Here is a 26,567-nt window from a genome sequence, read left to right as displayed (position 1 = left end):
GGCGCGATCAATTTCACCTCATGGCCGAAGGAACGCAGCAGTCGGGCCCAATGGTGGGAACCACCACACGCTTCCAGCGCAATACTGGTCGGTGCCGCCTTCTGGAAGAATTTCACCATTTCCTTGCGCGTCAGCTTCCGGCGCAGGATCGGTTGCTCGGCGGCGTTCACTCCATGCAACTGGAAAACGCTCTTTGACGTATCCATGCCAATTCGGATAATCTGCTCCACGGACGGTCTCCCTCGATTGATGTCTTAACGACTCACTCTGGCACATTGCGATGCCGTTGGGAGCCGTCCACCCCAACAGTGCTCGAGTGTCTAGCCCGGGGATCCAGCCAGACCAAGTCCATAGCTGAAAGAATGCTTTCCGCGCCGCAGACACGGTACTGCCCTCATCTCTGTGACAAGCATAGAGATGCGGAAGGGGATCATCGAAGCAATAAAACAGTTGCGCTGATTCGCGTCAGATGGAGCTGTCGGACGTTTGCAACTGAGTCCAGACCCTTCCGGCAGCATCAGCGGCACGCCAGCGGAGGCGGTTTTCGGTGGGGGCAGGCGTAGCAACCTGTGGCTTTGCAACGTCTGGCGTGCGTGCGTTTCTTTCAGACAGCGTGCGGATTTCCAGCCTTGGAATTGCCCTGTCGACGGGCGCGATGAGCTCGCGAGCTATGCCGCAACGAATTGTCAGACGACGGAACAATGTGGTAGCGGCGTAAATCTCCTCGGCGAAAAGCACAGCCTCGCGAACGCGTGTTTTGTCTCCAACGTCGACATAAAGCACGCCGGGGATCGTCATCGGCAGCGTCACTACGATCGGGTCCAGCACCAAATCGACGGCCTGAGGAGCAACACCGTTGAGAATGAAAACCACGAGGCCGGACTGGCTTGCCCAATAGCCGGTCAAGATCAGTTCAGCAGGCAGATAGCCGCCGGTCTGGACAATCTCGATAACGCGTCGCGCTTGCATGTTTCTGCCCACGTCAATGAAATGAGGGCCGAGGCCAATATCAGTAATAGCAAGGCGCCGGGTGGCGCGTGATCACTTCAAATTTTGATGAATGCCTGATGTCTATGCTTCAAGTACGGCACAGAGACTAGCGTCATCATACCGCTTGCACCATATGCCCTTGGATATATGTCCCGGCCTGGACAAAGACCGATTGTATCGCGCCGTCGGTGGCTCGCATTCAGGGCAGGCATGCGACCGCCAGCCGCGCGCGCCAGGTCCCTCTATCTTGCGAGCTATCCTGCGTCGATGCAATATCCATACTGTATGAACTCGAGAGGCTCCGAGGGACGTGGATCGCGTGGAGGTTTCCTAGGTGCCGGCGCTCGGCGCGACGAGAGGGCCGCTGTAAATCGCAATTGCCGAAGGTCATCGTCGGTCTCCTCGCTCAGTCGCCAACGGCGCAAAACTTCATCGTTTGAAGGCGACTCTCCCGTGCGAAGGCTGCGTGGAATTGCCGGCGGTCGACGAAGCGGGTGGGTGCCCGGTCGACGGGAACGTAACGATGCCGGTGGCGGCCTCTGTCGCCGCTGTATATGGGTTGCGCGATCCCTGCCCCGTTACGGCCCAGGGCATTTGTTCGATGGCTTCCTAAAGTTTAGGCGAGAATGGGAAGTCTATGGTCTGGCCTCTTCCTTCGCCGATTGCATCGTGCGTGGGATGTTTGCAGCGGCCGTCGAAGGAATGTGTGGACAGCGCGTCCGGCCATGCCCGATCCTTGCCGCTTTCGATGATTAGGCGCGGCAAAGATCGCCATCGACGCGAGATTCAAGGGTCACGTGGCTGCGAGTCGTACGGGGTATCGCGGCAATCGACAGCTGCTGTCGATTGCCAACTCATTTTGCATCTGTGACCGGCACAAACCTGTCGCAAATCAACAGTTGAAATTCGACGTGGAACGCCCATTTTGCAACGGTCTTCCCCCGACCGCAAAGGGCGGAAGCAGACGAGATGTTTCGCCTCGCACCATACTCCGTTACGCGGCTGCCGGCTTGTCTTCCGCGAGAGTGTGCGCCACGACCGCATTTGCATGGCCGTGGCCCATTCCGTGTTCGCTCTTCAGCATACCGACGAGTTCCATGTGCTTCGCTGGATAGTGCATCCGCACGAACGCTTGCCAATCACTGATCGGACGGCCGTACTTCTTCTCGATCGATGGAAAATAGGAAGCCGGTCCTTTGATCTTGTCGGCGGTCATAGCGTGTCAGCCCCTTTTCGTGCCGCATCGATCGCAGCTACGTCGATTTTCCTCATCGACATCATCGCGTCGAATGCGCGTTTTGCCTGTTCGCCACCAGCCGTAAGCGCGTCCATTAGAGTGCGAGGTGTGATCTGCCAGGATACGCCCCACTTATCCTTGCACCAGCCGCATTCGCTCTCCTGACCGCCATTGCCGACGATGGCGTTCCAATAGCGATCTGTTTCTTCCTGATCCTCGGTGCTGATCTGGAACGAGAAAGCTTCGCTGTGCTTGAATGTGGGGCCGCCGTTCAATCCGACGCAGGCGACACCTGCCACCGTGAACTCGACGACCAACACGTCTCCCTCTTCTCCGTCGGGGTATTTGCCGGGGGCGCGGATGATGGCTCCGATCTTGCTGTCTGGGAAGGTGTCCGCATAGAAGCGGGCGGCTTCCTCGGCGTCCTTGTCGTACCATAGGCAAATGGTGTTCTTAGACATCGCGTCGTCCTCCTGGTCGTTGTGCTTCAGATCGAAAACCCGACCTGATGATACGAAGACGCACCAGCCGCCGCCGATCCGACATCATCGTCAAAAAATCGCTACGCTCTTTTGACCGACCTCGTTTTGGCGGGCCGAACGCCTCGGGCCGAGGGGTCGGTCGGGGGCCATCCCATGTCCCGCGCGGTGAAGATCAAATTCAATCATGATAAATTATTGCAACGTGACGATTTATCGTTATAAATACATCCTCGCGAACTGAAGCCAAATCGAAAGGATCTTCCCCATGAAGAGGCTGTTTCGGAGCGCCATCGCCTTGGCCGCTCTTGCTTTTGCAGGGGCTGCCGCCGCGCCGGCCGCAGCGCAGACTCCGCCCGACGTTCTCGTCGTCGGCCAGATTGCCGAGCCGCAGTCTCTGGACCCGCATACGGTGACCGCAACCAACGACTTCCGCATCCTGGTCAACGTCTATGACGGCCTCGTCCGTTTCAAGGACGGTACATTGGAGGTTGAGCCGGCGCTTGCGGAAAGCTGGGAAATCTCGGATGACGGCAAGACTTATACGTTCAAGCTAAGACAGGGCGTTAAGTTCCACGACGGTTCCGATTTCGACGCCGAGGCGGTGAAGTTCAACTTCGACCGCATGCTGAAGAAGGATCATCCATTCTACGACACCGGGCCATTCCCGCTTTCCTTCAACTTCGCCTCCGTCGAAGCGGTCAATGTGCTGGATGAGCATAAGGTCGAGTTCAGGCTCAGCGAAGCCTTTGCGCCGTTCCTTTCCAATCTCGCCTATCCCACGGGTCTGATCGTTTCCCCCGCCGCCGTGGAAAAACATGGCAAGGAATATGGCCGCACCCCGTCGGGGACCGGCCCGTTCAAGTTCGTAGAGTGGCTGTCGAACCAGCGCGTCGTCGTAGAGCGCAATCCGGATTACTGGGATGGCGCCGCGAAGCTTCAGGCCGTCGTCTTCCGTCCCATCACCGACGCCAACACCCGTGTCGCCGAGATGATGGCCGGCGGTATCGACGTGATGGTGGAGGTGCCGCCGGACAATCTCGCTACCTTTGAGCAGGATGCCAATTTCGCCGTGGCCGAGCAGGCGGGGCCGCATGTCTGGTTCGCCATCCTGAACACAAAGGAGGGGCCTTTTGCGGATAAGCGCGTGCGCCAGGCGGCCAATTATGCGGTGAACAAGCAAACGCTGGTCGACGACGTGCTACAGGGAACGGCGACGGTCGCGGCCGGGCCGATATCGCCGGCCTTCAACTGGGTGGAAAGCTCGGTGGAGCCCTATGCCCATGATCCCGAAAAGGCCAAGGCACTGCTCGCGGAAGCCGGCGTCGAAAATCCGCAGGTGACGTTCTACGTTACCGAAGGCGGCTCGGGCATGCTCGATCCGATCACCATGGGTGCAGCGATCCAGGCGGATCTCCAGGCTGTGGGCTTCAAGGTCAAGATCGAGACCTACGAGTGGAACACCTTCCTTGGCCGCGTAAATCCCGGCCTCGAGGGCAAGGCAGACATGGCCGAGATGGCCTGGATGACAAACGATCCGGATACCGTTCCCTATCTGACGTTGCGCACTGATGCCATGCCCGACAAGGGAGGCTTCAACTCCGGCTACTATTCCAATCCGCAGCTGGACGAGCTTCTGGAAAAGGCGCGCAGGTCCACCGACCAGGCCGAACGCGGCAAGCTCTATGGCGAGGTCCAGTCGATCGTGCATGACGACGCTCCGTGGCTGTTCGTCGCCAACTGGAAGCAGAACGCGGTGACGACCGCTGCGGTCAAGGGGTTCAAGCTTCAGCCCTCCTTCCTTCTCGATCTCCATGACGTGACGAAAGAGTAGATCGCGCACCCGGAACGGCCACCGGCATGTTCGTTCTGCCGGTGGCGACCAACACGGACCTCCCGGGAGGGTTATCCATGCAGGCCTATGTCCTGAAGCGGCTTGTTGCCGTGGTGCCCGTCCTGTTCGGGCTTTCCATCATCGTCTTTCTCGTCATGGCTCTGATCCCTGGCGACACGGCGACGGCCATTCTCGGCTCCTATGCGACGCCGGAAAACGTCGAGCGCATCAATCGTGACCTCGGGCTCGACAAACCGCTGGTGCAGCAATACGCGATCTGGATCGGCAACGTGCTGCAGGGCGACTTCGGCCGGTCCTTCGCGCTCAACCGCCCCGTGCTCGACGAGGTGCTGGAACGGTTTCAGGCCACGCTGGTGCTAGCCGGCGTATCGCTGGTCCTGTGCTCGGTGATCGGGCTTTTCGCGGGTGTGATTTCAGCCGTACGCCAGTTCGGCTGGGCCGACCGCATCATCACCTTCTTCGTACTGGCCGGCATCTCCACGCCGTCCTTCTGGCTCGGGCTGCTGCTCATCTATCTCTTCGCCGTTCATTGGCGCATCCTGCCGGCCTCCGGCATGTACGCCGTCTACGGCGGGGGTGACCTCAAGGATCTGCTGCTCCATCTGATCTTGCCGGCGGCCACCCTCGCCGTCGTTGCCGCAGGCGTCATAGCGAGGCTGACGCGTGGAGCGATGCTGGAGGTCCTGAGGCAGGACTATGTGCGCACGGCCCGCGCCAAGGGGCTGCCCGAGCGGCGTGTGATCTACGCCCATGCCTTCCGCGCGGCGCTGGTCAGCGTCGTTCCCGCGATCGGCATCCAGGCGGGCTTCGTGCTCGGCGGCGCCGTCTATGTCGAGACGGTGTTCCAGTGGCCCGGCATAGGCGCGATGCTCGTGAAGGCGATTTCGACGCGCGATATCCTGCTGGTGCAGGGCGGCGTGCTGATCGTTGCGGCGAGCTACGTGCTGTTCAACCTTCTCGCCGACATCGTCCAGTCCATGCTCGATCCGAGGATTCGTACATGAGCGCGCTGGTAGCATCGCCGGCTCCGCCGAGCGGGTCGGCACGGATCACCTCCTGGCACCTGTTGCTCAACAACCGGCTCGCAGCGGCGGGGCTCGTGCTGCTCGGACTGATCCTGTTGCTGATCGTTCTGGTCCCGGTCCTCCCGCTGCCCGACCCGGATGCGACGGCACCCGCCGACCGGTTGAAGCCTGTGCTGACCGCCGGGCATCTTCTAGGCACGGATCAGCTCGGCCGGGACATTCTGAGCCGCCTGCTTTGGGGCACGCGGGTCTCGATCGCAGTCGGTTTCGCCGCGACCCTCATTGCCACCGGGATTGGATCGGCCATCGGCATCGTTGCCGGTTACGCCGGCGGGCGCACCGACAATGCGTTGATGCGCGGCATCGATATGCTGATGGCTTTTCCCTACATCCTGCTGGCGCTCGCGATCGTCGCCGCCCTCGGGCCTGGACTGATGAACGCGCTTTATGCGATCGCTCTCGTAAATATCCCGTTCTTCGCCCGGAATGTGCGCGGCGTGACGCTCGGCTACGCCCATCGCGAATTCGTCGACGCGGCGCGGCTCTCCGGCAAGGGACATCTGTCGATCATTCTCTCCGAGGTTCTGCCCAACGTTATGCCCGTCATCGTCATCACCATGTCGACGACGGCAGGCTGGATGATCCTCGAGACGGCCGGGCTCAGCTTCCTCGGCCTCGGCGCGCAGCCGCCGCAGGCCGATCTCGGCTCCATGCTGGGAGAGGGCCGAGCGCAGCTCTTCACGGCTCCGCATGTCTCGATCGTGCCGGGCGTGATGATTTTCCTGATCGTCATCAGCCTGAACGTTTTAGGTGATGGGATCCGCGACGTGTTGGACCCGCGGCTTCGCTCTGGCGCTCTTGCGCGGCCGGGGCCGGTGACCGAAGTTGCCCCCGGCCGCGCCGCGCCGGCAAACACGGCGGAAGGTGCTTCCCTCGCGATCCAAAAGCTCGAAACCGGTTTTCGGCGGGGAAAGGAGATAATCCCCGCAGTTCGAGATGTCTCGCTGCATGTGAAGTCCGGTGAATGCCTCGGGCTTATCGGCGAGAGCGGCTCGGGCAAGAGCGTCACCGCCTTGTCCGTCATGGGGCTCGTCGCCTCGCCGCCGGGTGTGATCCGCAACGGTGCGGTCTATCTCGGAGACGACGATGTGCTTTCCATGCCTGAAACCAGGCTGATCGCGAACCGCGGCAGCCGGGTCGCCTACGTGTTCCAGGACCCGCTCACGACGCTGCATCCAATGTATCCTGTCGGGCGGCAGGTGGAGGAGGCGATCGCAGCGCATCAGCCGGTCAGGGCGGCCGAGCGGCGGGAAAAAGCCGTCGCGCTCCTGGAAAAGGTGGGAATCCCGGACGCTCGCGAGCGGTCGGCGCATTATCCGCACCAGCTTTCCGGCGGTCAGCGTCAGCGAGTCGGCATCGCCATGGCGCTCGCCAACGATCCGGAGATCATCATTGCGGACGAGCCGACGACCGCGCTGGACGTGACCGTTCAGGCCCGCATTCTGGAGCTCCTGCGCGATCTTCAGCGCGAGCGGGGCATGGCACTGCTGTTCATCACCCACGACTTCGGCATCGTTTCAGAATTCTGCGACCGCGTTGCCGTGATGAAGGAGGGCGAAATCGTCGAAACCGGTAAAACCCGGGAGGTACTCGACAATCCGCAGCATGCCTATACGAAGCGGCTGATCGCCTGCGTGCCCGAGCTCGGAACGGGCGAGCGTTTCCTGGATCGTGTCGGCGAACTTTTTGCCGGCAGCAAGGAGGTGGCGCAATGACGGGTGCTGCCATTCAGGTTCGGGACCTTTCCAAGACCTTCGGCGGAGGCCGCAGCCTTTTCGGCAAGGCGAAGCATGAGACAAGGGCGGTGAAGGCGGTGTCGCTGGATGTCGCGCGGGGCGAGACGCTCGCCGTCGTCGGCGAAAGCGGATCCGGCAAGAGCACGCTTGCGCGCATGCTCGTCGGCCTCGAGGAGCCGACATCCGGCAGCATGCTGATCGCAGGCAGGGATGCGGCGGCGCTGCGGCGATCCGGCCCGAGGGCTTTCGGCAAGACGATCCAATATGTCTTCCAGGATCCGGTCGCTTCGCTGAACCCGCGCAAGACGATTCAGGAGATCCTGGAGACGCCGCTGAAGCTTTTGTGCGGCTACGAAGCCCCCCGCCGTCGCGCCCGGATACAGGAACTGCTTCACGCGGTGCAGATGCCGGAGGATACGCTCTCGCGCTACCCGCACGAGTTTTCCGGCGGACAGGCACAGCGGATCGCGATCGCCCGGGCGCTGGCGACGGAGGCCGAGATCATCGTGCTCGACGAGCCGGTGAGCGCGCTCGACGTGTCCATCCAGGCGCAGGTCCTGCTTCTGCTGCGCGATCTGAAGCAGCGCTTCGGTCTCTCCTATCTGTTCATCAGCCACGATCTGGCGGTGGTCGAGGCGATCTCCGATCGGGTGGCGGTGATGTATTTCGGCGAGGTGATCGAGACCGCACCGGCCGCCCGCCTTTTTACCGACCCTGAGCACGCCTATACACGACAGCTTGTCGCCAGCGCGCCCCGCATCAGGAAAGAGTGACTGTTCATGCCAGTGGTCATCGAAAAGAAAAAGGAAACCGGTGGAGACGGCCAGCGTCTCTTCGTCCCGGCCGAGCGCACGAAGCGCAGACCTGAGGCGATCGCCGATCGGATCAAGGATTACATCCGCCTGGAAGGATTGGGGCCGGGCGACCGGCTTCCGCAGGAGCGCGACCTGATCGACACCTTCAAGGCGGCCAAGGGGACCGTACGCGAGGCGATGAAAGCGCTGGAGACGCAGGGCCTCGTCTTCACGCGCAGCGGTCCGGGAGGCGGGGCATTCGTCGCCAAGCCGTCGGCGCGGCACGCCATGGAGCTTCTGTCGACACATTTCTTTTTCGATCAGCCTAGCATTTCCGACATATACGCCATGCGCAAGATGCTGGAGCCGGAGGTGGCGGCGCTCGTTGCCGGCAGGGTCACGCGGGAGGAACTCATCGCCCTCGAAAATACGATCCGCATTTACGATCATCCCCCCGCCGATCTGGACGAACAGTATCGTCAGCGCGTCGCCGAGCTCGATTTTCATTCGATGCTGGCGCAACTCTGCCCGAATCCGCTTCTCGGCTTCGTCTGCGGCCTCATGCACAATCTGCTGCGCGAACTCCCGGCCGCACGGGCGATCTATGCCGACCCGACGTCGCTTTCGCGAGAAACGGGTTTGTCCTTCCAGTACCGGCTCATGGCCGCCCTTAAGGACGGGCGGTCGGAGGATGCGCGCACGATCGCCGCCGAGCATATGGCTTTCGCCGAAAGCTACATGCTCGAACGTGCAGCCGCGACCAAGTGACGCCCATGGCGGAACTGTCGGCCCGGTGGGGCATTGGGTTTTCATAGCGACGTCAGGGCCGCGGATCGATCCGCGGCCCTGACGTCGCGTCTTGTACCAACAATGGAGGTTTCGACCCGGTTCATGTGTGGAATTTGTGGAGAAGTCAGGTTCGATGGCGGTTCGCCGTCGGTTACGGCAGTCTCGATTATGGCGGACGTCCTTGCCCCTCGCGGGCCGGATGCGTCGGGCGTGGTGGTGCGCGGGAATGTCGGGTTGGGACATCGGCGATTGCGTATCCTCGACCTCTCCGACAAGTCGCAGCAGCCCATGGTCGATCCTGACCTCGGCCTTTCGCTCGTCTTCAACGGCTGCATCTACAATTTCCGCGAACTGAGGTCGGCGCTTGAAGAGAAGGGTTACAGATTCTTCTCGTCCGGCGATACCGAGGTCATCCTGAAGGCGTGGCATGCATGGGGCGAGGAATGCGTCTCGCGCTTCCATGGGATGTTCGCCTTCGTCATTCACGAGCGTGACAGCGGACGTGTCGTCATGGCGCGCGACCGTTTCGGCATCAAGCCGCTCTATATCGCCGAAGCCCAAGGGGCCTTGCGCTTCGCTTCCGCCTTGCCCGCGCTCGTCAAGGCGGGGGGCGTCGACACCTCGATCGACGTGGCTGCGCTCCACAATTACATGACCTTCCATGCGGTCGTGCCGCCGCCGCGCACGATCCTGAACGGCGTGCGCAAGCTGCCGCCTGCGACCCTTCGCGTCTATCAGCGCGACGGGAGCTTCAAGGACCGGCGCTATTGGGATCCGCCCTATCGCCGCCAGGCAGGCGACGCAGCCATTAGGCGCGAGGAATGGCAGGAGCAGCTTTTGGACGCGCTGCGCATTGCCGTCAAGCGCCGCATGATCGCCGACGTGCCGGTCGGCGTGCTTCTTTCCGGCGGCGTCGATTCCAGCCTGATCGTCGGGCTGCTTGCGGAAGCGGGCCAGCGCGGCCTCATGAGCTTTTCCGTCGGCTTCGAGGAGGCGAACGGCGAAAAGGGCGACGAATTCGTCTATTCGGACCTGATCGCCGGTCACTTCGGTACGGATCATCGCAAGATATTCGTTCCGTCCGCCGATCTGATGGGGGCCTTGCCCGGGACCATCGCCGCAATGTCCGAACCGATGGTCTCCTATGACAATGTCGGCTTCTATCTGCTCTCGAAGGAAGTTTCGAAGCACGTCAAGGTCGTGCAGTCTGGACAGGGTGCGGACGAGGTCTTCGGCGGTTACCACTGGTACCCGCCGCTGATGAACTCCAACGACGTCGTTGCGGATTACGGCAAGGCCTTCCGCGACCGTTCCCACGCGATCCTGGCCACCCAGTTGTCGGATTCCTGGATTGCCGACCACGACGTGAGCGGCGACTTGCTGAACGAGCATCTCCTGCGCGAGGGCGCCGATACGCCCGTCGATCAGGCGCTTCGCCTCGACAGCAACGTCATGCTCGTCGACGATCCCGTGAAGCGCGTCGACAATATGACCATGGCCTGGGGCCTGGAAGCGCGCGTGCCTTTCCTCGACCACGAGTTGGTGGAACTTGCCGCCCGCATGCCGCCGGAGGAAAAGCTGCGCGACGGGGGCAAGGGCATTCTGAAGGGCGTGGCGCGCCGGATCATTCCGAGCGAGGTCATCGACCGCAAGAAGGGCTATTTCCCCGTGCCGCAGCTCAAATATATCGCCGGTCCGTATCTCGACCTGATCCGCGACACCTTGCGCTCTCAGAAGGCGCGTGAGCGGGGCATCTTCAAAGAAGCTTATCTCGACCGCCTGTTCGAAGCGCCGTCGGATCACATCACGCCGCTACGCGGCTCCGAGCTGTGGCAGGTCGGACTGCTTGAAATGTGGCTTGAAGCGCAGGGGGTGTAGTATGAAGAAGACGCGCGAGATCGCATTGCCGCGTCAACGCAGCAAGGGCACCAAGGCAGTCACGCACCGTTTGAACCGGCTGCGGACGCACACTCAGCCGGGGCGCGATGCCGAGGGGTCGAGGGCCTCCGGAGGGGCGAAGCGGGATGTCGTGCTCGACTGCGGCTGGGGCAGGCTCCTGTTCGCGCAGACGTTTTCCGACGACGAGAAGCTGTTGTCCGAGTTGCGCGAGGAAGCTCCCTCGAGCCGGGATATCGCCTTTTACGTACGGGACCCGCACGTGCTTCTGTCACGGGCGCCTCAGGAAATTTTCCTCGACCCGTCGCACACGTACCGGCTCGACCTGTGGACCTACCGTGCAAACACCCGCCGCACGCGAGGCATCACGATCCGCAGGCTCGCGTCGGAAGCTGACGGAGACGGCATCAACCGGGTCTATGCCGCCTGCGGCATGGTCCAGATCCGATCCGATTTCTTCTCTTCCGAGCGGGACGACCGATCGCTGACCTATTTCGTGGCGCAGGACGACGCCACGGGCGAAATCGTGGGTACGGTCACCGGGATCGACCATCAGAGACTGTTCGACGATCCGGACCGCGGCGCTTCGCTGTGGTGTCTCGCGGTGCATCCGCAGGCGCGCCAGCCGGGCATCGGCGAACATCTGGTCCGCAAGCTTGCCGAGCATTTCCAGGCACGCGGCCTTTCTTATGTCGACCTATCGGTCATGCACGACAATACGCTGGCGATCGGGCTTTATGAGAAGCTGAATTTCCGCCGCATGCCGCTTTTCGCCATCAAGCGGAAGAACGCGATCAACGAGAAGTTTTTCGCGATTCCGCATCAATCCTACGATGCGCTCAATCCCTATGCGCGGCTGATCGTCGACGAGGCGACGCGGCGCGGGATCCATGTCGAGATCACCGACGCGGAAGGCGGGTTCTTCCGCCTGTCCCATGGCGGCCGCTCGATTCATTGCCGCGAAAGCCTTTCGGAACTGACTTCGGGCGTCGCGATGTCGATCTGTGACGACAAGGCGATTACGCGCCGCATGGTCTCCACGGCCGGCCTTGTCGTGCCGGACCAGATGGAAGTGGGGGAGGACCGCGAGGCAGTTCGCGCCTTTCTCGAAAAACACGGCAAGCTGGTGGTCAAGCCCGCGCGCGGCGAGCAGGGCCGGGGCATCTCGGTCGGCATCACGACGATGGAAGCGCTGGAGGAGGCAATCGCATCGGCCCGTCAGGTCTGCGACCGGGTACTGCTGGAAGCCTTTTTCGAGGGAGAAGACCTCCGTCTCGTGATCATCGACTATACGCTCGTTGCCGCCGCGGTTCGCTTGCCGCCGCGCGTCATCGGTGACGGCCGCAGCAAGATCGCGTCCCTAATCGGGAAACAGTCGCGCCGCCGCGAAGCCGCTACGGGTGGCGAAAGCCGAATTCCGCTCGACGCGGAGACGGATCGCTGCCTTGCGGAGCAGGGTCTCGATCTCGAAACGATACTGGACGAGGGGCGGGAGATTACGGTTCGCAAGGCCGCCAACCTCCATGCGGGCGGGTCGATCCATGACGTGACGGAGATCGTGCATCCCGATCTTGTCGAGGCCGCCTGCAGCGCGGCGCGGGCAATCAACATCCCCGTGGTCGGCATCGACCTGATGGTTCGCGATCCGGCGGAACCGGACTACGTGTTCATCGAGGCCAACGAGCGCCCCGGCCTGGCAAACCACGAGCCGCAGCCGACAGCGGCGAGCTTCATCGAGCTGCTTTTCCCCGGCAGCCGCACGGCGGTGTAGCAGCCCGTCAATTCTGCGGTATCTCGCTGTCCATCAGCGCGTCGAGCGGCCCGGTCAAGGCCGTTCTCGGCGGCACGAGCTGCGGCTGGATCATGTGTATTTGCAAGGACGCTCTGGGTTCTTCGATCACTTCGAAGGCCTTGGCGATCATTCCCTCGATATTCTGCCGGATCATGATGACGGGGAAGGGGAGGAAGGAGGCGAACGGGTCGTAGTCGTAGCATCCGACGACCAGATCCGTGAAATTCTCGAGCGGATGCTCGGCCATGAAACGCAGCAATCCCTCGAAATTTATCGATGAGTTGACGAAGAAGCCGCGTGGCAGTTTTCCATGCTGTTCGTAGAAAGCTTCGAAGGCCTTTCGCGCGTTGTCGGCGGCATAGCCGGTCGGCCATATGCATTCGTCCGGATCGGCCCCCAGCAACTCCTCCTTCACGGCGCGGAAGCCGCGGATGCGCTCGCGCGTGGCGTGATCGTCGCGGCCGCCGAATAGGTAGAGATCGTCGGGCTCGAGCGGCCGCTCGGCGGGGAAGTGGCGGATGATCGCCTCGGTCAGGAGGCGGCCGCCTTCGAAATTGTCGCTGATCACCGACGGCACTTTCGTACCGGGAAGATCGATATTGATATGCTTCAGGCCGGCCGCTTCGCAGACCTCGTGCACGCCATCGGGATCCGTCGCGCCGCAGATGAACAATTCGTCGATGGAATAGGAGATCAGCGTTTCGGCCGTCCTGCGCTCCTCCTCCGGGTCGCGGCTGGCACTGACGACGATCGGACATTGACCTTTGCTGCGCACATGCGCCTCGAAGGTTTGGGCGAGCGAAGAAAAGTAGCGGTTGTCGTGCACGGGCAGGAGCAGGCCGACTAGGCCGGAGCGGGAGCTGCGCAAGCCCTGTGCTTGCCTGTTGGCAGTGTACTGATGCGTTTCAGCGAGGTTCCGGATGAGCTCCGCGGTGCTTTCCTTAATCCGTCGTTTGCGCCACGTGCCGTTCAGCACCGCGCTGACGGTGGAGGGCGAGCTCCCGGACAGCACCGAAAGATCATAGATGGTCGCCTTCTTCCTGCCGCCGTTCGTCATCTGACCTCCTCCAAACTCCGGAAAACCGATGCGCGCGTTTTTCTGGAATTGCTCTAGTGCCGATTTCGGCTTGACGTAAGATTAACTCTGCACGATAGTCATTGCACCATCGATTGTGCAAAAAAGAAATATCGATTGTGCAGATCGTAGGTGCCGTCTGAGGAGGCGGCCGTCGGCGGCGGGACATTCCCTCCCGTCCAAGAGAATCGAGCTGGAGGCCGGCGCATAACGCGTCCGGGAGCGTTCCCTTGGGGGAACATGTGGAGGAGAGACATGATCAGGAAAATTCTTGCCGCCGCCCTTGCGGCGTCGCTTTCGCTTGCGGGTGCCTATACCGCCGCTGCGCAGGATACGGGCAAGGTCGGTGTCGTCGTCAAGATCGGCGGCATACCGTGGTTCAACGCCATGGAGGCCGGTATCAAGGAACGCGGCGAAAAGCTCGGCGTCGACGCCTTCATGGTCGGGCCGACCAGTGCCGACCCGGCACTGCAGGTTCGCGCGATCGAAGATCTGATCGCCCAGAACGTCAAAGTCATCGGCGTCGTACCCAACGACGCCAAGGTGTTGGAGCCGGTCCTCACCAAGGCCAGGGAAAAGGGCATTATCGTCATCACGCATGAATCCCCCAGCCAGAAGGGCGCGGATTGGGACTTTGAACTTGCGTCCGCCACCGGCTTCGGTGAGGCGCATGCAAAGCTGCTTGCGGAGAAGATGGGCGGCAAGGGCGAATATGCCGTCTTCGTCGGCTCGCTGACGGTGCCGCTGCACAACGCCTGGGCCGACGCGGCAATTGAATACATCAAGAAGAACCATCCCGAGATGACGCTTGTTGGCGATCGCTACGGCGTCGCAGAGGATGTGGACAAGAGCCGTTCGACGGCTCTCGACCTGATCTCGGCTCATCCGAATCTCAAAGGCTTCCTCGCTTTCGGAAGTCAGGGGCCGATCGGTGCCGGCCGCGCCATCGAGGAGCGCCGAAAGGTCGGCGAGATCTTCGTTCTCGGGCCCTTCTCGCCCGGTCAGGGCCAGAAGCTCATCAAGTCCGATGCGATCTCCGGCGGCTTCATGTGGAATCCCAAGCAGGCCGGCGAAGTCTTCGTGACGCTCGCCGACAAGCTCATGAAGGGCGAGGAAATCAAGGACGGCGAGGAAATCGAAGGTCTCGGCGTGATCCATCCCGACTTCGAAAACCACAACATCATCGTCGACCAGCTCGTACCGATCAACAAGGAGACGGTCGCCGACCTCGCCGCAATGGGCCTCTGAACGGATAGAAGCGGGGCGGGAGCCAAGCGCATCCCGCCCCGCCAAAGGGTTCTCCCGGCTGCTGGGCCGGCTCCGGCCGGCCTGGCAGATCCTCTCGAAACACCATCGATGGGCCTCGATAGCATGCACCAGTCGGCAAGCGCGGCGAGCACGGACAAGCCGCTTCTGTCTCTTCGCAACATCAATATGACTTTCGGCGGCGTCAAGGCACTGAAGAATGTCAGCTTCGACGTGCGCCCGGGCGAGGTCCATTGCCTCGCCGGAGAGAACGGCTGCGGCAAGAGCACACTCATCAAGGTGATCACGGGCGTCTACCGCCCGGCCGAAGGGGCGGTCATCGAATATGAAGGCGAAACCTATTCGCATATGTCGCCGGTCACCGCACAGGATCGCGGCATTCAGGTCATCTGGCAGGACCTTGCGCTTTTCCCGGAAATGAGCGTCGCGGAAAACATCGCCTTCCACGAGGTGCTCGGCGGGCGGCCGCGGCTGGTGGATTACGGCCGCATGCGCAGGATCGCGGTCGATGCGCTGGCCCGGCTGGGCATCACGCTCGACGTGGACCTGCCGCTCAAGGAATATGCGATCGCCCAGCGTCAGATCGTGGCGATTGCCCGGGCGCTGGTCGGGGAGGCGAAACTGGTCTTCATGGACGAGCCGACGGCATCGCTGACGCAATCGGAAACGGACCATCTGCTCGAAATCGTCCGCAGCCTGTCCGCCTCCGGCGTCGCGGTCGTCTTCGTCAGCCACCGGCTTGCCGAGGTTTTGGAGATTTCGAGCCGGATCACGGTCTTGCGCGACGGCGCGCTGGTCGGGGTCTATCCCGCAGCCGGCATGACGCAGTCGAAAATCACCGAACTCATGACCGGCAAGACCTTCGATCAGCACGTCCGCGCGCGCCCGAAGGAGGACCAGCCGGCCGTTCTCGAAGTTCGGGGCCTCACCAGGCCGGGCGACTTCGAAGACGTTTCGCTGACCGTTCGCCGCGGCGAAACGGTCGGCATAACCGGTCTGCTCGGGGCAGGGAGGACCGAGCTGGCGCTCACCCTCTTCGGCATGCTCAAGCCCGCATCCGGGACGATCAGTATCGATGGCCGGGAGGTCCGCTTCGGCTCGAACCGCGAGGCGATCAGGGCCGGCGTCGCTTATCTGTCGGAGGACCGTTTGTCACTCGGGCTCATCCAGCCGCAGGCGATCGCCGACAATCTGGTTATCGCCTCGCTGCACAAGATTCTCTCCGGGGGGCTTCTTTCCGAAGATCGCAAACGAAGTCTCGTCTCCCGCTGGATCGCCGATCTCGGCGTCAAGATCGGCCATCAGGCCGACGCGATATCGACGCTTTCCGGCGGCAACCAGCAGCGCGTGGCGATCGCCAAATGGCTTGCCACCGATCCCAAACTGCTGATCCTTGATTCGCCCACAGTTGGCGTCGACGTCGGGGCACGGGCCGGGATCTTCGACATCGTCGCCAAGCTCGCCGAGAGCGGGCTTGCGATTATCCTAATCTCGGACGAGGTGCCGGAAGTCTATTTCAATGCCGACCGTGTCCTGCACATGGCCCAGGGCCGCATCGTCGGAACCTATGATCCGCGCCAGTCGCGGCTGGAAGAGATCGAGGCGGCCGTCTATGCGTAGCTTGATCCGCACTCACGCGACGGAATTTTCGCTGCTGGCGGTGATCGTCGTCATCAGTGCCGTGCTCTCCTTCGCAACGGCGAATTTCTTCTCGCTCGGCAACGCCTTCGATCTCCTGAACATCAGCGCCGTCAACATCATCTTCGCCGTCGGCCTTCTGGTGGTGCTGATCGCCGGCGGCATCGACATCTCCTTCGCCGTGGCCGCTTCCGTCGTCCAATACGGCACGGCGATCGCGCTCGGCTGGATCGGCGGCGGCGGCTGGATCTCCGGGCTTTTCATCGCCGGTTCGCTGGGCGTGCTGCTCGGCTGCTTCAATGCCTTTCTGATCCACCGCTTCCGAATCATTTCGATCGTCGCCACGATCTCTACCTTCAATATCTATTTCGGATTGCTGATGTTCTTCACCCACGGCGTGTCGATCTACGACCTGCCTGACTGGCTGACGGACCGCGTGATCCTCTTCGAGCGTGAAATGCCCGACGGCACCTGGATCGAGATCACGCTTCCGGTTCTCGTCATGGTCGTCTGCGTCATTGCGACATGGACGCTGATCACGCGGACGACGACGGGCCGCCAGCTTTACGCCTTCGGCGACAATCCGGAAGGCGCCCGCCGCTTCGGTATCAATATCGGTGCCATGCAATTCATTGCCTTCGGCTGGCTTGGCCTCATGGCCGGCATAGGCGGTCTCATCCAGGCGCATTATGCTCAGGAAGTCGTGCCGAACGCGCTTTATGGCCGCGAACTCGACGTGCTCGCCGCGGTCGTGCTCGGCGGCGCGCGCCTCGGCGGCGGCAAGGGCACCGTGCTCGGCTGCGTGCTCGGCGTGCTTCTGATCTCGATCACTCAGAACGGACTGAACCTGATGGGCGTGTCGCCCTTCGCCTTCAAGATGATTATCGGCGCGATCATTCTGATCGCCATCACGCTTTCCAACACCCGGATAGAGCGCCTGCTGCCTTTTGTCGGTCAGAAGGGAACGGGCCGATGACCACAGTCTTCGAAAGGATCAAGGCCGCCATAGGGCCGGAAATGGCCGGTCCGGGGCTCGCCTTCGTCGCGGTCGTCCTCGTCTTCGGGATCGCCTCGCCGCAATTCCTGAGCGCCGCGACCTTCGGCTCCGTCGCCTTTCAGCTGCCGGAACTCGGGCTCCTGACGCTTGCCATGCTGCTGCCGATCCTGACCGGCGGCCTCAATCTCGCAATTACCTTCACCGCCAATCTGGCCGGACTGACCCTTGCCTGGATCCTCAAGGCGAACGGAGGGGCCGACGCGGGCTTCGGAATCTTCCTCCTCGGCTCCCTCCTTGCCGTGATGGTCGGTGCGGCAAGCGGAGTCATCATGGGCCTGGTGATCGCGTTCACACGCGCCCATCCGATCCTCGTCTCCCTGTCGATGATGATCTTCCTGCGCGGCCTTGGCGAGTTCCTGACGCGCGGGGGCGACATCTCCGGATTTCCGCCCTTCGTCGGCGTGATCGGCCACGGCTCCGTCGCCGGCATTCCCGTCCCGCTGATCGTTTTCGTCGTCTGCGTGCTCGCCTGGCATCTGCTTCTCGGTCGCACAAAGCTCGGCTTCAACACCTACATGATCGGCTCGAATCTCGAGGCGACGCGCTATTCAGGCATCAACACGCGCAAGGCGATCGTGCTTGTCTACACGCTTTCCGGGGTCATGTGCGCGATCGCCGGCATCATCATGTTGGCGCGCTTCAATTCGGTGCGCATCGGTCATGGCGAGTCCTATCTGCTGATCACGGTGCTCGCGTGCTTCCTCGGCGGCGTCAATCCGTTCGGGGGCTTCGGCCGGGTGATCCCCGTCTTCGTCGCGCTGGTGGTGCTGCAGCTTCTTTCGTCCGGGCTCAATCTCGTCGGAGCCAACCAGCATCTCGCGACCGCCGTCTGGGGCATCCTTCTCGTCGGCGTGATGATTCTGCGTTGGGTCGTTTCCAAAATCAGGATTTCAATTATCAGAAAAGGATCATGACGATGCAGGGTTTTGGCGTACATACGAGCATGTGGACAATGAACTGGGACCGTCCCGGCGCCGAACGGGCGGTAGCCGCCGCAGTCAAATACAAGGTCGATTTCATCGAGATCCCGATGCTCAATCCGCCTGCCGTCGACACGGAGCACACCCGCGCCCTGCTCGAGAAGAACCGGCTGCGGGCGGTCTGCTCGCTCGGCCTGCCGGAGCCGGCGTGGGCCTCGGTGCGGCCCGAGGCGGCGATCGACCATCTGAAGATCGCAATCGACAAGACTGCCGATCTCGGCGGCGAGGCGCTGTCGGGCGTCATCTATGGCGGCATCGGCGAGCGCACCGGCGTGCCGCCGACTATCCAGGAGTATGACAACATCGCGCGCGTGCTGCAGGCCGCGGCCAAGCACGCGAAGTCGCGCGGCATCGAGCTTGGCGTCGAGGCCGTCAATCGCTACGAGAATCACCTGATCAATACCGGCTGGCAGGCGGTCAAGATGATCGAGCGGGTCGGAGCCGACAACGTCTTCGTGCACCTTGATACCTATCACATGAACATCGAGGAAAAAGGCGTCGGCAAAGGCATCCTCGATGCCCGCGAGTACCTGAAATACATCCATCTTTCCGAAAGCGACCGCGGCACGCCGGGCTACGGCACCTGCGGCTGGGACGAGATTTTCTCGACGCTTGCGGCGATCGGCTTCAAGGGTGGTCTTGCCATGGAAAGCTTCATCAATATGCCGCCGGAAGTGGCTTATGGCCTTGCCGTCTGGCGTCCGGTCGCAAAGGACGAGGAGGAAGTGATGGGCAACGGTCTGCCGTTCCTGCGCAACAAGGCCACGCAATACGGCTTGATCTGAACGAGGTTGGCGCGAGCACGGCCGGGGAGAAGAGACGGTGGATGCGATGAACAGTCGAGACAGCGGCGCGGCTCCGGTCGCGGTTCTCGACATCGGCAAGACCAACGTCAAGCTGAGCGCGGTCGGGGCCGACGGGACGGTGGCGGAGACGATCAGCGTCCCTAATCCCGTCCTCCCCGGGCCCCCCTGGCGCCACCATGACCTCACGAAGCTGGGCGAATGGGTTTTCGCGACGCTGGCGGCTCTGTCGCGGCGCCATGAACTTGCCGCCGTCGTCGCGGCCGGGCACGGCTCGGGCGGCGTTCTGACCGGTCCCGACCCCGGGGCCGGCGATGGTGCGGCGCTTCCTATGGTCGATTACGAGCAGCCGTTGCCGCCGGATATCCGCGACGGCTATATCCCGCTTGCCGGTACGTTTCTCGACCGCGGCAGCGCGACCATGCATGGCGCGACCCATCAGGCCCGCCAGCTCTATTGGATGGAGGAGCGCGAACCGGAAGCTTTCGGGAAAGCGCGCTGGTATCTCGGCCTGCCGCAATATTGGGCCTGGCGGCTTTCCGGCGTCGCCGCGTCTGAAGCGAGCTTTCTCGGGGCACAGTCGCATCTCTGGAATGTCGCCGAAAGGCGCTTCTCACCGATCGTCGATGCCCGCGGCTGGGAGCGGCTGATGCCGCCCTTTGCCAATGCCTGGCAGACGCTCGGGCCGATCCGGCCCGAACTCGTCCGCAGGTTCGGACTCCCGGCAGAAATGCGCGTCCTCACGGGCGGCCACGACAGCAGCCTCAATCATTATCGCTATCACGCCGCGGGACTTCGAGATTTCACGGTGATCTCGACGGGTACCTGGATCGTCGGCTTTTCACGAACGACACCGGTTGAGCGCCTCGACGAGCACCGGGGCATGACGCTTAACAGCGACGTTTTCGGAAAACACCTCGGCGGGATTCTGACAATGGGCGGACGGGAATTCTCCCAAATCGCCGGTTCCAATCCGCCGACGGACGACGCCCCCATCGAGGTCCTCGGGCGTCTGGTTGCGCAGCGGACCATCGCGGTGCCCTCTTTCGGCGACGACGATGGTCTTTTCCCCGGCAGCGCCGGAAGCGGGCGCATCCTTGGACCTGTGGCCGAGACGGCAATGGAGCGCAAGGCCCTGGCGCTCCTCTATTGTGCGCTGCTGACGGTGGAATGCATTGAGGCGCTTTCCACGGATCGCCTTATCGTGCTCGACGGCAGCTTCCTGCGCGATCCTCTTTATGCGGGTGTGGTTGCGGCATTGCTTCCCAAGCGCCAGGTGCGCTTCAATCTCGACGCCTATGGTGTTGCCGCCGGTGCGGCGCTGCTTGCCGGTCACGAGACGCGTAAGGGGCCGGCGCCGCTTGCCCTCAGCGAGCCCGTCGATCTTGCGCGGCTCAATCCCGAACTTTCCCGCTATGCCGCCGATTGGCGCGCGATCGCCCGCGCAATGCCGGGCAACAGAGATAAATTCCGGAACACGAAAGGAAATCTTCATGGCTGAGACGGACAAGCTGGCACTCCGGCGGGAAATGGTGGACATCTGCCGGCGGATGAATTCGAGCGGCATCAACCAGGGCACGGCCGGCAATCTTTCCGTCCGCACCGATGACGGCTTCCTCATCACGCCGTCCTCCATGCCCTATGACACGATGCAGCCGGACGACCTGGTGGAAATGGGATTCGACGGCACCTATGTGGGCCACCGCCCGTCATCGGAGTGGCGCTTCCATCGCGACATTCTGCGCGCGCGCACCGATATCGACGTGGTCCTGCATTGCCATTCGATCTACGCGACGACGCTCGCCTGCCATCACAAGACCATTCCGAGCTTTCACTACATGACGGGGATTGCCGGAGGCACCACGATCCGCTGCGCCGAATATGCGACCTTCGGAACGCAGGCGCTCTCCGACAACGCGCTTATTGCCCTCAACGACCGTTTGGCCTGCCTGCTCGGGCAGCACGGTCAGATATCGCTCGGCAAAACGCTGGAACAGGCATTGTGGCTTGCAATCGAGGTGGAGACGCTATCGCGGATCTATGTTCAGGCTCTGACGCTCGGAGAGCCGCCCGTACTGCCGGACGACGAAATGGAGCGGGTGATCGCCCAGATGCGGCGTATGAGCTATGGCCAGGCGCCGGATCCGGAGGGAGTGAACGACGTGGCGCGCCCGCGCGTGTCGTGAAGCCGGGCAGAGGGGGTGGCCACTCTTCGCGGGTGGTCTCCCTCGCCCTTCCGCCGCGGATCGCCTTCGCCGCCCAATTGCGTCGCGGCACTCAACTGTGCGCTTCTTCAGAGAGTTCGCTGATTTCTCGCGCAGAAAGCATCATTCGGCAGGCGCGAGCCACGGCAATTGCGATCGATAGCCCTCTTGGCGAGGTCACGAGACTAGGCTCAGGACCTATTGATTAACAGGCTTCCGCTTTCGTTCGGATTCTGATTCAACATGGCAGGAGGTGCTGCCATGAGTGATTTGTTTTTGCTGACGCCGTCGCAGTTCGGTCGGATCCGGCCTTATTTCCCCCTGGCCCACGGCGTCGAACGCGTCGATGACCTGAAGGTCGTCAGCGGGATCATTTACGTTATAAAACATGGGCTTCAGTGGAAGGACGCACCGAAGGAATACGGTCCACACAAGACCCTCTACAATCGCTTCATTCGCTGGAGCCGCATGGGCGTGTTCAACCGCATCTTCGAGGCGCTCGCCGGCAAGGCGGGAACGCCCGATCGACTGATGATCGATGCCACCCATCTTAAAGCCCATCGAACAGCGGCCAGCCTGCTTAAAAAGGGGCTCTTTCCCGCTGTATCGGACGCACCAAAGGCGGCCTGAACTCCAAGCTTCACGCCGTCACCGACGGATTTGGCCGTCCTTTGCTGCTCCTGCTCACCGAAGGGCAGGTCAGCGATTTCAAGGGCGCGCGGGCTCTCATCGAGCGCCTGCCGAAGGCCAAGGAGCTGCTGGCCGACCGCGGCTATGACGCCGATTGGTTCCGCAATGGATTGAAAGAAAAGGGAATTTCCCCTTGCATCCCGCCCAAACGAAACCGCCGCCAACCCATCGAATACGACGCCGTCCTCTACAAACAGCGGCACCGCATCGAAAACATGTTCGGCAGGATTAAGGATTGGAGACGCATCGCAACCCGGTATGACCGATGCGCCCACACCTTCTTCTCAGCTATCCTCATCGCCGCAACATGCTGCTTCTATCTCGATTAATGAGTCCTGAGCCTAGCACCTCGGCAAAGCGGGTTGTCAGCCTTGGTATTCGAACTGTTCGTCGGTATTCGGCCGCCCTCCGGGAGTGAGGTCCAAGAGGGTCCACATCGGCTCGACAGTGCCCAAATGCCGTGGATCCTGCCCCGGCTCGGCCGGCAAGAACAACAGTTCAGAGGCCCAGCTCAGCCTGATCAGCCGGTCCGCGCCTTTGTGAAACACGGTAAGGATCGGCAATTGCTGGCCCTCCGCGTCCTCGCCGTGGTAGTCGCGTTTGAAGCTATTGTTCGCGGCAGAAAGGAGCTTCAGCCTGCGCCAGCCCCGATGAGCCGCAAAGGCTGCAACCTGCTCGATAGGCGCCTTTGCAACAGCCGCGATGTTTACGCCCATACCCTCTACGTGCGGCACCGCTCCCTCCCAGTTGTCGAGTAGGGCAGTACAAGACGGGCACGGACCGTCTTCGATCGGCAGCTCTGCCATCGGCCCGCTGCTCGGTTTGGGCCGCTTATCGCTGCGATGGCGAGGGAACATATAATGGTAGAGGATCAAGACATCGGTGCCGGGCCGAAACAGCTCGGAGAGTCGCACCTTTGCCAATGTCCCCTTTCCGTCCATGTGGTCGAACTCATAGTCCTCGGGAACGACCCCGCCCGGAGGGAGTGCTCGGATCTCTGCGGCCACGGATTCCATTTCGCGCCTGAGTGCTGCTTCGCGCTGCAGTAGCTTGTCGCGAGCGGTGCGATAACTTGAACTTTCGTTCGGAAACGTTATGCCCATGGGACCACTCCATTGAAGCGATGGGCCGGAGTGTAACACAGCTCAAGGAGTCCGCTCAGGCGGCTGGTCGGTCGCCGAAAGGCCGTCGGCCGCAAGACTGCCGTCAGGACCGTTCAGCACCTCCGGCGCACAATCTGCTCAGCTCGTCCTTCTAAGGTCGCGTAGGGATCCAGGAACAGCTCCGCTCGTTTCGTGCAGGCTCTAAAATGACGATAACCACTCCTCGGTGTTCATAACCTTTACTTGAACTGAGAAGCGCTTGCTGAGAAGTTCCAGCGATGCATCGTGCGTTTGATCGGTCGCGCTACATACCGCATCCTTCAGCAGGATAATACTATAGCCGAGATCGATAGCCCCAAGCGTCGCGGCCAGCACGCAGATGTCCGTCTCGCCTCCTGTTACGACCAGTGTGCCGATATCCTGATGAAGCAAGGCGCTGTGCAGGCGACCATCCGTCCAGGGCGAATAGGTCCTTTTGTCAAAAATGCGCGCTGGCGGTACCAATCTTTTCAGGTCCGGAACCAGATCCACCAGAACCGGATCAAGTTGGGTAGTCGTCATCATCGGCCATTTCTCGTAGTACGCCTGCCACATGCCTGGCAGTTCCTCAGGGGCGGACGGCGGCACGAAACGCGTGAATATCGTGCGCTCCGGAAACCGGCCTGCAACTTCAACGACCTGGTCGAATACCTTCGGCATCCAGGTAACTTGCCAAGGAGTATCCTCGGCGAACATGCGCTGCATATCTATGCACAGATGCGCCCATTTTTCCGGCTTCATTTCCTACGCATCGTCCTTCTTCTGAGAGCGACATGACGGTAAGAACTCCAACAGAGGAGTGGAGTTCCAGCTCTCACGGACTGGCCAGGTGCGCGAAACGCTCGGATTGGCTGCGGTGACGCTGCAAACGTTATGAAACGCCAGTTCTGCGGCCCTACGACACCCTTGATTTGCTGGAGAATGAATGGCCGAACCACGGAGAGCAAGTGGTGGACGAGCTTATACCTATCGGCTCCTTGCTTTTCCTCAGTAAGCGTGTCGCCAGCCCACGAGGGTGTCAGAAGATGCGAGTGATCGCCGGAGTTATGCAATGCTTCCAGCTTGCTGATCAACAGGTTCAGCCCTGTGAATTCGTGCCGAACTGCGACCTGAGCGTGTGACGCTAACCGACACGTCGCATTTGCGCGAGTAGTTTCTTGCGGAAGACTTCTGCGGGCGTTCGGTAGCCTAAACACTTCCGCGGCGTCGAGCTCTGGCTGCCAAGGCTGCTTGGTTACCAGGGCTGATGGGAGTGATCATGAAGCCGATCTACATTCTGAACGGCCTAACCTCAACCGCCTTGGCAAGCGAGAGCCTGAAATCTACGGGACGACGACACTGGCCGAAGTCGAGGCCTGGTGCCGGGAGTCGGCGGGAGATCGGCCGGTAGAGTTTCGTCAGACCAATAGCGAAGAACAGTTGATCGACTGGGTTCATGAAGCAATCGACGAGGGCGAGGGGATCATTATCAATCCTGCCGCCTTCATGTTCACCTCGGTCGCACTCCTGGACGCCCTCAAGATGTTCAAGGGGCCGATTATAGAATTTCACATCAGCAACGTTCATCGCCGCTAGCCAATTTATCACCGCTCCTATGTCTCGATGACGGCGACCACCGTCATGGCGGGGCTGGGGGCGGAGGGATACCCGCTGGCTGTGAAGGCGCTGGAGATGCTGATCCTGAAACAGATTTGATAGCGCACCCACGACTCAATTTAACTGTTCTCGTGATGGCAGCAGAGCGCCTTCGCCACTTAACATCGCGGGTAGCGCGTCTAAGGAGCTGGCCCTGCGCCGCGCGCGAACCAGCGGATGTGCGCTGAAAAGTCGATCGCAATCACAGTCGGCGGGCATTGCGCGAAAAAAGCCCATCATTTCCTTACGGCGCAACTTCTTGCGCAGGATCGGTTGCTCAGCAGCGTTGACGCCATGCAATTGAAAGACATGTTTTGACGTATCCATGCCAATACGAATAATCTGCTCCACGGACGGCTCCCTTTGCTTGAGTTCACAACGACTCACTCTGGCACATTCGATGCCGTTCGGGGCCGTCCACCCCAACAGAAGCAAGCACTCGGCGAGGGATTAAGCTCACCAGGGATTGGCGCAAAGCGGGAGAATCTAATCCAAGTGCAACATTGACGGGTGAAGAGTAGGGCACTACGCGCATTTGCGCAAATGCGCCATGAAGACCTCGGTGGGCGTTCGATAGCCCAAGCACTTGCGCGGGAGCGCATTCATATGTTGGGCGAGGGCGACGAGCTGTTGCTGACTGACAGCGGAGAGATCGGTATGGCCAGGCATGAAGCGGCGGATGCGCTTGTTGGTGTTTTCCACGGCACCTTTCTGCCAAGGCGCACTGGGGTCGCAGAACCAGCTCCGCGCGCCGATGCCCTCTTCCAAAGCCCTGAATCCGGCAAACTCCGTGCCGCGATCAAAGGTGAAGCTCTGCCGGGCAAAGGCTGGCAAGGGAGAGAACGTTTCGATGATCTTGTCCATAATCGGTCGTGAATGCCGGCTGTGGTTCTTGATCATGACGGTGTAGCGGCTCTTGCGTTCAACCAAGGACGTGACGTTGGCGTTGCCCAAGTCACGCTGGAAGATCAACAAGTCGCCTTCCCAGTGACCGAACTGCGAACGATTACCAATGAAATCAGGACGTTGCGATATCCTGCAGGCAGCAGGAAAAGTGCCGTCGCGGGGTTTCCTCGAGCCGCGGGGGCGGCGTTTGCGGCGGCCTTCCGCCAGATGCTGATGGAGTTCCAGCGCCTGATCTTCCTTGCCATAGATGAAGCGATAGATCGTCTCGGTGCAGACCCGCACGGCGCTCACGCCATCGGCGAGCAGACGACCGGCAATCTGTTCCGGTGACCAAAGTGCCTTCAGCTGCTCGATCACCAGTTCGCGCAATTGCGGGTGCCGCACAAGCTTCCTCAAACGCTGCCGCCGCTCTTTGCGGATATCGTCAGCAACGGTCGGGAAGTAACCGCTATAGTCGGGCAGCTCGCGATCGTGGAAGGTGTTGCGCCTGATCTCACGGTAAATCGTCGATCGATGAC

At 61.5% G+C, this 26,567-nt stretch carries 22 protein-coding genes and 3 pseudogenes; 16 read left to right on the top strand and 9 right to left on the bottom strand.

Features of this window, described 5'->3' with window-relative positions; translation table 11 throughout:
- From ACTJKL_RS31020 to ACTJKL_RS31005, 4 genes and pseudogenes are all read right to left on the bottom strand, one after another.
- Nucleotides 1-230: pseudogene (locus tag ACTJKL_RS31020) on the bottom strand (IS110 family transposase); the annotation flags it as partial.
- Between the two features lie 235 nt (nucleotides 231-465).
- Nucleotides 466-969, bottom strand: coding sequence for a hypothetical protein (locus ACTJKL_RS31015; protein WP_411922377.1), 504 nt, complete (start codon nucleotides 967-969; stop codon nucleotides 466-468).
- A 1,015-nt stretch (nucleotides 970-1,984) separates the two neighbouring features.
- Nucleotides 1,985-2,206, bottom strand: coding sequence for a DUF4287 domain-containing protein (locus ACTJKL_RS31010; RefSeq protein WP_440854675.1), 222 nt, complete (start codon nucleotides 2,204-2,206; stop codon nucleotides 1,985-1,987).
- Nucleotides 2,203-2,688, bottom strand: coding sequence for a VOC family protein (locus ACTJKL_RS31005; RefSeq protein WP_275598801.1), 486 nt, complete (start codon nucleotides 2,686-2,688; stop codon nucleotides 2,203-2,205). The genes ACTJKL_RS31010 and ACTJKL_RS31005 overlap by 4 nt, the downstream gene beginning before the upstream one ends.
- Before the next feature lie 286 nt (nucleotides 2,689-2,974).
- Between ACTJKL_RS31005 and ACTJKL_RS31000 the strand changes: the two genes are divergently transcribed.
- The 7 genes from ACTJKL_RS31000 to ngg all read left to right on the top strand — a co-directional run bounded on the left by ACTJKL_RS31000 (nucleotide 2,975) and on the right by ngg (nucleotide 12,632).
- The gene (locus ACTJKL_RS31000; protein WP_411922379.1) at nucleotides 2,975-4,540 is read left to right on the top strand and encodes an ABC transporter substrate-binding protein; all 1,566 of its coding nucleotides are present in this window, start codon (nucleotides 2,975-2,977) and stop codon (nucleotides 4,538-4,540) included.
- Between the two features lie 77 nt (nucleotides 4,541-4,617).
- Nucleotides 4,618-5,565, top strand: a complete 948-nt coding sequence (locus ACTJKL_RS30995; RefSeq protein WP_018098508.1) for an ABC transporter permease — start codon at nucleotides 4,618-4,620, stop codon at nucleotides 5,563-5,565.
- Nucleotides 5,562-7,361, top strand: a complete 1,800-nt coding sequence (locus ACTJKL_RS30990; RefSeq protein ID WP_411922381.1) for a dipeptide/oligopeptide/nickel ABC transporter permease/ATP-binding protein — start codon at nucleotides 5,562-5,564, stop codon at nucleotides 7,359-7,361. The genes ACTJKL_RS30995 and ACTJKL_RS30990 overlap by 4 nt, the downstream gene beginning before the upstream one ends.
- Nucleotides 7,358-8,155 carry an ATP-binding cassette domain-containing protein gene (locus ACTJKL_RS30985; RefSeq protein ID WP_411932947.1) on the top strand — a complete coding sequence of 266 codons (798 nt, stop codon included), beginning with the start codon at nucleotides 7,358-7,360 and terminating at the stop codon, nucleotides 8,153-8,155. The genes ACTJKL_RS30990 and ACTJKL_RS30985 overlap by 4 nt, the downstream gene beginning before the upstream one ends.
- Nucleotides 8,156-8,161: 6 nt before the next feature.
- Nucleotides 8,162-8,944, top strand: coding sequence for a FadR/GntR family transcriptional regulator (locus tag ACTJKL_RS30980; RefSeq protein WP_100672313.1), 783 nt, complete (start codon nucleotides 8,162-8,164; stop codon nucleotides 8,942-8,944).
- A gap of 123 nt (nucleotides 8,945-9,067) precedes the next feature.
- A complete protein-coding gene (locus tag ACTJKL_RS30975) occupies nucleotides 9,068-10,843 on the top strand; it encodes an N-acetylglutaminylglutamine amidotransferase (RefSeq protein WP_440854674.1) in 1,776 nt (591 codons plus the stop codon).
- A gap of 1 nt (nucleotide 10,844) precedes the next feature.
- The gene (ngg, locus tag ACTJKL_RS30970; protein ID WP_411932945.1) at nucleotides 10,845-12,632 is read left to right on the top strand and encodes an N-acetylglutaminylglutamine synthetase; all 1,788 of its coding nucleotides are present in this window, start codon (nucleotides 10,845-10,847) and stop codon (nucleotides 12,630-12,632) included.
- A gap of 7 nt (nucleotides 12,633-12,639) precedes the next feature.
- Here ngg and ACTJKL_RS30965 read toward each other — a convergent pair whose 3' ends face one another.
- On the bottom strand, nucleotides 12,640-13,710 hold the full coding sequence (locus ACTJKL_RS30965) for a LacI family DNA-binding transcriptional regulator (RefSeq protein ID WP_440854673.1): 1,071 nt from the start codon (nucleotides 13,708-13,710) through the stop codon (nucleotides 12,640-12,642).
- Between the two features lie 273 nt (nucleotides 13,711-13,983).
- Between ACTJKL_RS30965 and ACTJKL_RS30960 the strand changes: the two genes are divergently transcribed.
- The 8 genes from ACTJKL_RS30960 (at nucleotide 13,984) to ACTJKL_RS30925 (ending at nucleotide 22,695) form a co-directional block, all read left to right on the top strand.
- Complete coding sequence (locus tag ACTJKL_RS30960) at nucleotides 13,984-14,976, top strand: autoinducer 2 ABC transporter substrate-binding protein (RefSeq protein WP_100672309.1); 993 nt, start codon at nucleotides 13,984-13,986, stop codon at nucleotides 14,974-14,976.
- 108 nt (nucleotides 14,977-15,084) lie between these two features.
- Complete coding sequence (locus ACTJKL_RS30955; RefSeq protein ID WP_440854672.1) at nucleotides 15,085-16,614, top strand: sugar ABC transporter ATP-binding protein; 1,530 nt, start codon at nucleotides 15,085-15,087, stop codon at nucleotides 16,612-16,614.
- Nucleotides 16,607-17,608 (top strand): ABC transporter permease, encoded by a 1,002-nt coding sequence (locus ACTJKL_RS30950; RefSeq protein ID WP_440854671.1) that lies wholly within the window; start codon nucleotides 16,607-16,609, stop codon nucleotides 17,606-17,608. Before ACTJKL_RS30955 ends, ACTJKL_RS30950 begins: the two co-directional genes overlap by 8 nt.
- Nucleotides 17,605-18,603 carry an ABC transporter permease gene (locus tag ACTJKL_RS30945; RefSeq protein WP_440854670.1) on the top strand — a complete coding sequence of 333 codons (999 nt, stop codon included), beginning with the start codon at nucleotides 17,605-17,607 and terminating at the stop codon, nucleotides 18,601-18,603. The genes ACTJKL_RS30950 and ACTJKL_RS30945 overlap by 4 nt, the downstream gene beginning before the upstream one ends.
- A gap of 2 nt (nucleotides 18,604-18,605) precedes the next feature.
- Nucleotides 18,606-19,454, top strand: a complete 849-nt coding sequence (locus tag ACTJKL_RS30940) for a sugar phosphate isomerase/epimerase family protein (RefSeq protein WP_440854677.1) — start codon at nucleotides 18,606-18,608, stop codon at nucleotides 19,452-19,454.
- A gap of 46 nt (nucleotides 19,455-19,500) precedes the next feature.
- The gene (locus ACTJKL_RS30935) at nucleotides 19,501-20,973 is read left to right on the top strand and encodes an FGGY family carbohydrate kinase (protein WP_440854669.1); all 1,473 of its coding nucleotides are present in this window, start codon (nucleotides 19,501-19,503) and stop codon (nucleotides 20,971-20,973) included.
- On the top strand, nucleotides 20,966-21,658 hold the full coding sequence (locus ACTJKL_RS30930; protein ID WP_338283272.1) for a class II aldolase/adducin family protein: 693 nt from the start codon (nucleotides 20,966-20,968) through the stop codon (nucleotides 21,656-21,658). Before ACTJKL_RS30935 ends, ACTJKL_RS30930 begins: the two co-directional genes overlap by 8 nt.
- A 279-nt stretch (nucleotides 21,659-21,937) precedes the next feature.
- Nucleotides 21,938-22,695, top strand: a protein-coding gene (locus ACTJKL_RS30925) for an IS5 family transposase (RefSeq protein WP_440854676.1) whose coding sequence is annotated in 2 segments (ribosomal slippage) — nucleotides 21,938-22,271 and nucleotides 22,271-22,695 — 759 coding nt in all. Because the reading frame shifts where the segments join, the coding sequence is not laid out codon by codon here.
- Between the two features lie 36 nt (nucleotides 22,696-22,731).
- On the opposite strand, the gene ACTJKL_RS30920 is transcribed toward ACTJKL_RS30925, so the two are convergent.
- Both ACTJKL_RS30920 and ACTJKL_RS30915 read right to left on the bottom strand, forming a co-directional pair.
- Nucleotides 22,732-23,469: a DUF899 family protein gene (locus ACTJKL_RS30920; RefSeq protein WP_440854668.1), complete on the bottom strand. Its 738-nt coding sequence runs from the start codon at nucleotides 23,467-23,469 to the stop codon at nucleotides 22,732-22,734.
- Between the two features lie 201 nt (nucleotides 23,470-23,670).
- Entirely contained in the window at nucleotides 23,671-24,249 is a 579-nt protein-coding gene (locus ACTJKL_RS30915; RefSeq protein WP_440854667.1) for a cysteine hydrolase family protein, read from the bottom strand.
- A gap of 517 nt (nucleotides 24,250-24,766) precedes the next feature.
- Here ACTJKL_RS30915 and ACTJKL_RS30910 point away from each other — a divergent pair.
- A pseudogene (locus tag ACTJKL_RS30910) lies at nucleotides 24,767-25,203 on the top strand (type II 3-dehydroquinate dehydratase).
- Nucleotides 25,204-25,304: 101 nt separating this feature from the next.
- On the opposite strand, the pseudogene ACTJKL_RS30905 reads toward ACTJKL_RS30910, so the two are convergent.
- Together ACTJKL_RS30905 and ACTJKL_RS30900 are read right to left on the bottom strand one after the other, a co-directional pair.
- Nucleotides 25,305-25,494: pseudogene (locus tag ACTJKL_RS30905) on the bottom strand (IS110 family transposase); the annotation flags it as partial.
- A 174-nt stretch (nucleotides 25,495-25,668) separates the two neighbouring features.
- On the bottom strand, nucleotides 25,669-26,567 hold an 899-nt coding region (locus tag ACTJKL_RS30900; RefSeq protein ID WP_440854112.1), incomplete at its 5' end, for an IS30 family transposase.

This window comes from Sinorhizobium sp. 22678, from assembly GCF_052044265.1.
Lineage (GTDB): Bacteria > Pseudomonadota > Alphaproteobacteria > Rhizobiales > Rhizobiaceae > Sinorhizobium > Sinorhizobium meliloti_A.
Note: the sequence above shows the minus strand (reverse complement) of the source record. Positions and strands in the feature narration are given on the sequence as shown.